The following is a 5,829-nucleotide window of genomic DNA, read 5'->3' on the forward strand; positions in this document are numbered from 1 at the left end:
CGATTACATCGAGCGCTTCTACAATCCCCGGCGACGGCACTCGACACTGGGCTATATGAGCCCCGTCGAGTTCGAGGAGAAAGCTATGTTAGCTTAACCCCGTGTCCGAAAAACCGGCAGCAGGCCATGTCTATCACTCCAAAGTCCCCTGCAATCAACCAGCAGGGGTGGGTTCAAACATGGGTCACTTCTCAATGGAAAAATCCCTCAATCCCGGGTCAGCTCTCAGCGGAAATCAACAATCGAGCCAACGATTGAACTGCGCTTGCGCCTTCCGGATTGTGGCCTCGATGCTCGGGATACCGTGGCCAATCAGGGCCAGATCATTGCCTTCCGTCATGAACGCGATCTGGTTCTTCAGGTCTGCCAGACGATTGTTCACGGGGGTCGCAGAAAGCATCAGAACCTTGGTCTTCACGCCAGTCTTGATGATCCGCTTCATCAAATGGTCGTAACGGGTATCGCGATCCTTATGAGTCGCCTTATTTCTGAAGTTGTGTGACTCGTCGATCACGACGAGATCATAGTTGCCCCAGTTCACATGTGACAGGTCAATGTCCCCGGAGAGGCCCCCTTCCCTGGACAGGTCCGTGTGATTGAGAACGTCGTAGTTGAAGCGGTCAGCAGCCAACAGATTTCGCCGATCATTGGCCTTGTACAGCGTCCAGTTGTCGCGCAGCCGCTTGGGGCAGAGTACCAGCACCCGATCGTTCCGCAGTTCATAGTACTTGATGACAGCCAAGGCCTCGAAGGTCTTTCCCAGGCCTACGCTGTCGGCAATGATGCACCCGCCAATCCGTTCGAGCTTGTCAATCGCGCCGATCACCCCGTCGCGCTGAAAACGAAACAGCTTCTTCCAGACGATCGTGTTTCGAATTCCCGTTGCCGACTTGATGATCCGCTCTTCATCCAACTCGTCACCGAGATTGCGGAACAGCTGGTACAGAATCTGAAAATAGATCAAGGATGGTGCGCGATGTGAACTGGCGTCTTCTAGCAACTGGAGGAGGTACTCTTTGTGAGCGGGGTTCGGCCGAATTCCGTCCCAGTTCGAGCGAAACCATTCCGCGAAAGCCAAGGATTCGTCAGGTGCATCCGTCGCTTGCACGAGCGACATCCTGTCCCCGGGGGTAAGTCCCAATCCTTGGGTCGTGAGGTCACAGGCTCCCAGCAAGGCCCGTCTTGATCCAGATGCCTCGATCAGGACGAGTGCCTGAGACGGGGTCGAGGATGCTCGCCGAACGTCAGAAAGCTTTTTGATCCAGTCGGCTAGCTGACGGGCAAGCCACCGTTCCTGTAGCTTTCCACGCGCGGCAATATCAGCCGATCCATTGAATAACGCCGCCGGCTCCCACGCTTCTTCTCCTAGGAGCAGCCGGCAGTCGCCGGTCTTCGAGAGCAGATCACGTACCTCAGCAAACGCGTGAACCGAAAGCTCTTTCGAAATCAGATCCAGTCGCGCGCCCGGTGTCAGCCATTGTCGCAGCTGATCGATAACGCGTTCGGTCCCAGCGTTAGAAATTAACTTCATGCGCCGGAATTCGCGGCGGCCTTACCGACCGGCCTCAAATTATTCGAAGACCGACGATTCCCCGTCAGAAGCAGAAACCCCTCGCCGATTCCTTGAACCCTTGTTCGCATCCATCCACCAGAGCTAATTCGCTGGCATTCTATGGATGAAATAGAACACAGCAACCTAAAGCTTTCCTTGGCTCGGGGGCGACAACAGTGTCGCTGCGACGGATCCACTGTCACGAAAGGCCCCTCGGTAAAACTTCTTGCACGCGCTCCCACCCAACCTAGTGACGTGATGAGCCATGTCGAATGCGGGGCCGGAAGATGACTTTCCGGTTTTCGGAACCACCCTGCGGTAAGTTACCCTTCGCGATAGGCGTTTTGGACGCCGTTTTCCGGAAGAGTCCATTCCGGCTGGAGCGGGGCCTACTGACCACCCGCTCGTAGATAAGCTTTGGGGAAAGCCGTCGTCCGGAGACCTTGGGGAACCGTCATGTCAGTGAATTGACCACCCGCCATCCTGCCTGAAAGCGATCCGGATAAATCGGTCAAACAGGATTGTCTTGCGGTAGTGCCGTTGCTCGATGCGGGTGCGATCCTGTTCCGGCTTGCGTTCCAAAAGTCCTATCCAGATGAGCGGTCGTATCAACCGCGAAATCAGATGAAAGCAGGCATCGGACACCGGATCGATGCGCGATGCCGTGATCATGTTGAGCGGCAGGCACCATCCCGCGAAATCGGCCAGCTCAACCCAATCGTCCAGGCGGTTTTGGACAACGCCAAGACAGTGACGCAGATCGGCATCTTCATATTCCATCGGGAACCGCTCATATTCCGATAGGTCCAGCGTCGAAAAATAGGCGTCGAACAACACGGCCTGCAGCCTGCCATAGTCGCCAATCATCGACCGTCCGGCTTTTGTCAGCACGGCTTTGCCTTTGTAGTGACGGATCAGGCGGGTTGCCAGCATCAGGCTGTGCATGACGGCAAGTGGGAAGAAATCCTGCTCGTTAAGCACCTTGTTGACGGCGAAGAGCTTCTCCGGCTCGTGCTCCGGCCACCGGAATTCGTGAGCGGCCCACGTAACGAATTTGCGGAAGAACCCGCCGGATTTCGTCAGCGTGATGCCCTCATTGTCGCGGGCGTAGATCAGCAACTTCATGCCGTTCGCGCACATGGGACTTGCCGCCAGATCAGCGGTTCCGAGGCTTTCATTAATCAGAACGTCTGGGCTGATCCTCGACGGCCTTATCATCAGCGGTTATTGTCCCTGCTTGCTGCAGCGCACGCTATTTCATCTGATCAAACGACGTAATCCCCAAAGACCACCTTGACGAAGGCAACCCATGCCTACTGAACAACGATCCCAGCGCCTGGCCGTCCTCATCGACGCCGACAACGCGTCGGCGAAGATCGCCGATGGGCTGTTCGAGGAAATCGCGAAGATCGGGGAAGCCAGCGTTCGGCGCATCTACGGCGATTTTTCCAGCGCCCGCTCGAAGGGCTGGGCCGACATCCTGTCGAAACACGCCATCATCCCGCAACAGCAATTTGCCTATACGACGGGCAAGAACGCCTCCGACATCACGCTGGTGATCGACGCAATGGACCTTCTGCACAGCGGCCGGTTCGACGGGTTCTGTCTCGTTTCGTCCGACAGTGACTTCACTCGGCTTGCCGCCCGCATTCGCGAACAGGGCGTCGATGTGTATGGGTTCGGCGAGCAAAAGACCCCGGAGAGTTTCCGGCAGGCTTGTCGGCGTTTCGTCTATACGGAAAACCTGCTGCCGACCGCGCCGGCCAACGTGACCGATGCCGTTCAATCAGCTACGCCTCTCCAGCCACCGAGCACGGCGGCGGCAATTATCAAGCGGGTGATTGCTCAGATGGAGAGTGAGGACGGCTGGGTGACGCTCGGGGCGGTAGGCAACCAGCTTGCCAATCTTGCCTCCGACTTCGATCCACGCACCTTCGGCTTCCGCAAACTGAGCGACCTTGTGCGAAAGACGAACGAGTTTGAAATTGACCATCCCGAGGGCGGAACAATGCGCATCCGGGTGAAGCCTGCGCCTTCCGGACGATCACGGACCAAGGCGCCGCGGTCGTCCTGATGGTTGCAGACTTATTCCAGGTTTAGTGGGATGGAGCTCTTTGGTACCGACATCCTTCGCGCCATCAGCAGAGGAAGGAAGCGATTTGCGGAACGAGGAACTGGACGTCTCTCCTGACAAACGCCCGGTCAGCCCCTCTGCCGAACGCAACAAGGGCCCGATCGCAGACGTCCTGAAACGCATCTTGCCCGATCATGGCACGGTGCTCGAAATCAGCAGCGGCACGGGGCAACATATCGTTCATTTTGCCCGCATGATGCCGTACCTCACTTGGCAACCCAGCGAACGCGACGAACCTTCCCTCCGATGGATCAAACAGTGGATTGCGGCTGAGGGACTCGGAAATATTCTATCTCCACTGCGCCTCGACGCGACCGAGTTGCCCTGGCAGCTAGGATCTGCGGCGGCGGTCGTTTGCCTGAACATGATTCACATAGCGCCCTGGCCTGCCGCGGAAGGACTCATCCGTGGGGCGGAAACCATTCTTGGCCAAGGCGGCATTCTTTTCCTCTATGGCCCATATCTGCGGAGCGGCGTGCAAACGTCACCGAGCAACATGGCGTTCGATAGCGAGTTGCGGTCGCGCAATCCGGAATGGGGTTTGCGCAATGTCGAGGATGTCACTCGCTGCGCTCTGTTGCACAGCTTCGGGGAACCCGAAATCCACGAGATGCCCGCGAACAATCTGTCGGTCGTATTCCAAAGGCAATGAATCCGAACTGAAGCTTACTCGCGGAAGGACTGGACATGGGTCGTCAGTAGGTTCCCTATGAGGCCGTCGTCTGGAGATACCTGACAGCTGAGCAATGGGAGGCCGGCGGATCGGCAACGGCGAAAAAGCTGAAGGCAGCGATCGCGCAGCGACTGAGCCGTTCCGCGTGTAAGATGATATTACAAATCCCGCGAAGCCGCCATACCTACAGGCCTGCTGCACATCAGTTCCGGATGGCGTATCCGGGGCCGAAACCGGACCGTCCACTCGCGGAGAAGCTTTGGTGGAAAGCCGTCGTCCCGAGACCGACCGAGGCAGAATGCCCGCGTCTTCATCCAGAAGCCACGTAGCCGTCAGGGTTCTACGGTGCAGCCTTCTTCACGCGGGTCGACGTGCCCCGGTTAGCCATGCTTTCACAAGAACGGATCGATTAAGATACAGCATATCAAGTCATCGACGTACGGCCGTCGTAACGAGCCATGTGGTTTCTGGGCTCGGTCTCCGCACCTCGGTGTCGCCGAACCCGGCATCTTGCAAGGAGCAATGACCTCGTCTGGCTCACGCGGGGTGAAGATTTCGGCCGGCATGTTCATCCGGTCCATGTGCGCCTTTGGAAGGAAGCCTAGCACCACCCGCCTAACCTAAGAATGCGTGCTAGCGCCACGGATCCAGTTTTGAGGCCCTACCTGAAATATATCGTATGGACGCTGAGGGCCTTGTCGAAGGCGGCATCCGGCTCGGCCAAGTTCTCGACTGTCCCGAGGCGGAACTCGGCTTGGGCCGCACGCACTGCATCGGCGAACCAGCGGGCGGCAGCGCCCACGACGTCCTTTGAGCGATCAACACTAGCCAACCGCCGATATCGGAAGGCCATGAAAGCTGTTTCGCTTTGCAACAAAACATACTTCCACACGGATTATACCAACGGCCCTCTGATCTGACTCGGTAGGGATTCCCAGATTGAGGTCGGCATGATTCAAAAGGGGCGTGGAGAACCTGCGCCATGCCGAGAACCGTAGAGATCAAGCCAAGTCATAGGTCGTCTGAGCTTCGCCGCTTGGCGGCTTCGACGAAGGATGCGAACCAGAGCCGACGGTTGCTGTCGATCGCAGCGGTGCTGGAGGGGATGAGCCGTGCGGACGCCGCGAAGATAGGCGGCATGGATCGGCAGACGCTGCGGGACTGGGTGCATCGCTTCAACGCGCTTGGACCGGCCGGGCTTAAGGACAACCGCCGCCCGGGCAATCCCAGGCGGCTGTCGGTGACCCAGCAGGTGGAATTGGCCCGGATCGTGGAGACCGGCCCGGACCCCGTCGTCGACGGTGTGGTGCGCTGGCGACGCATGGACCTTCAGCGCGTCATCGAGGTGTTGATTTCCGCTGAGAGCTGACCCGGGATTTTCGCCGAGAAGTGACCCGCCTTCATGTATGGTTTGGGTCTTAGGTTTTGGTCAAGGGGCGGCTTTCTCCTTCTTGCTCGTTGCGGCCTGTG

General features: G+C 58.0%; 6 protein-coding genes and 1 pseudogene. 5 read left to right on the top strand and 2 right to left on the bottom strand.

The window, feature by feature from the left end; genetic code table 11:
* On the top strand, positions 1-97 hold a 97-nt coding region (locus E6C48_RS22265), incomplete at its 5' end, for an IS3 family transposase (RefSeq protein ID WP_136358204.1).
* A gap of 138 nt (positions 98-235) precedes the next feature.
* Here E6C48_RS22265 and E6C48_RS22975 read toward each other — a convergent pair.
* The gene (locus E6C48_RS22975) at positions 236-1,531 is read right to left on the bottom strand and encodes an SNF2-related protein (RefSeq protein ID WP_136360387.1); all 1,296 of its coding nucleotides are present in this window, start codon (positions 1,529-1,531) and stop codon (positions 236-238) included.
* Positions 1,532-2,011: 480 nt separating this feature from the next.
* Positions 2,012-2,677, bottom strand: a complete 666-nt coding sequence (locus E6C48_RS22275; RefSeq protein ID WP_136360388.1) for a hypothetical protein — start codon at positions 2,675-2,677, stop codon at positions 2,012-2,014.
* A 184-nt stretch (positions 2,678-2,861) separates the two neighbouring features.
* Between E6C48_RS22275 and E6C48_RS22280 the strand changes: the two genes are divergently transcribed.
* From E6C48_RS22280 to E6C48_RS22290, 4 genes and pseudogenes are all read left to right on the top strand, one after another.
* On the top strand, positions 2,862-3,626 hold the full coding sequence (locus E6C48_RS22280) for an NYN domain-containing protein (protein ID WP_136360389.1): 765 nt from the start codon (positions 2,862-2,864) through the stop codon (positions 3,624-3,626).
* 40 nt (positions 3,627-3,666) lie between these two features.
* Positions 3,667-4,338: a DUF938 domain-containing protein gene (locus tag E6C48_RS22285; protein WP_230978919.1), complete on the top strand. Its 672-nt coding sequence runs from the start codon at positions 3,667-3,669 to the stop codon at positions 4,336-4,338.
* A 700-nt stretch (positions 4,339-5,038) separates the two neighbouring features.
* Positions 5,039-5,173, top strand: coding sequence for a hypothetical protein (locus E6C48_RS23080; RefSeq protein ID WP_269142585.1), 135 nt, complete (start codon positions 5,039-5,041; stop codon positions 5,171-5,173).
* A gap of 168 nt (positions 5,174-5,341) precedes the next feature.
* Positions 5,342-5,704: pseudogene (locus tag E6C48_RS22290) on the top strand (helix-turn-helix domain-containing protein); the annotation flags it as partial.
* Between the last annotated feature and the right edge of the window lie 125 nt (positions 5,705-5,829).

It is taken from the genome of Ollibium composti (assembly GCF_004801285.1).
GTDB classification, from domain to species: Bacteria; Pseudomonadota; Alphaproteobacteria; order Rhizobiales; family Rhizobiaceae; genus Mesorhizobium; species Mesorhizobium composti.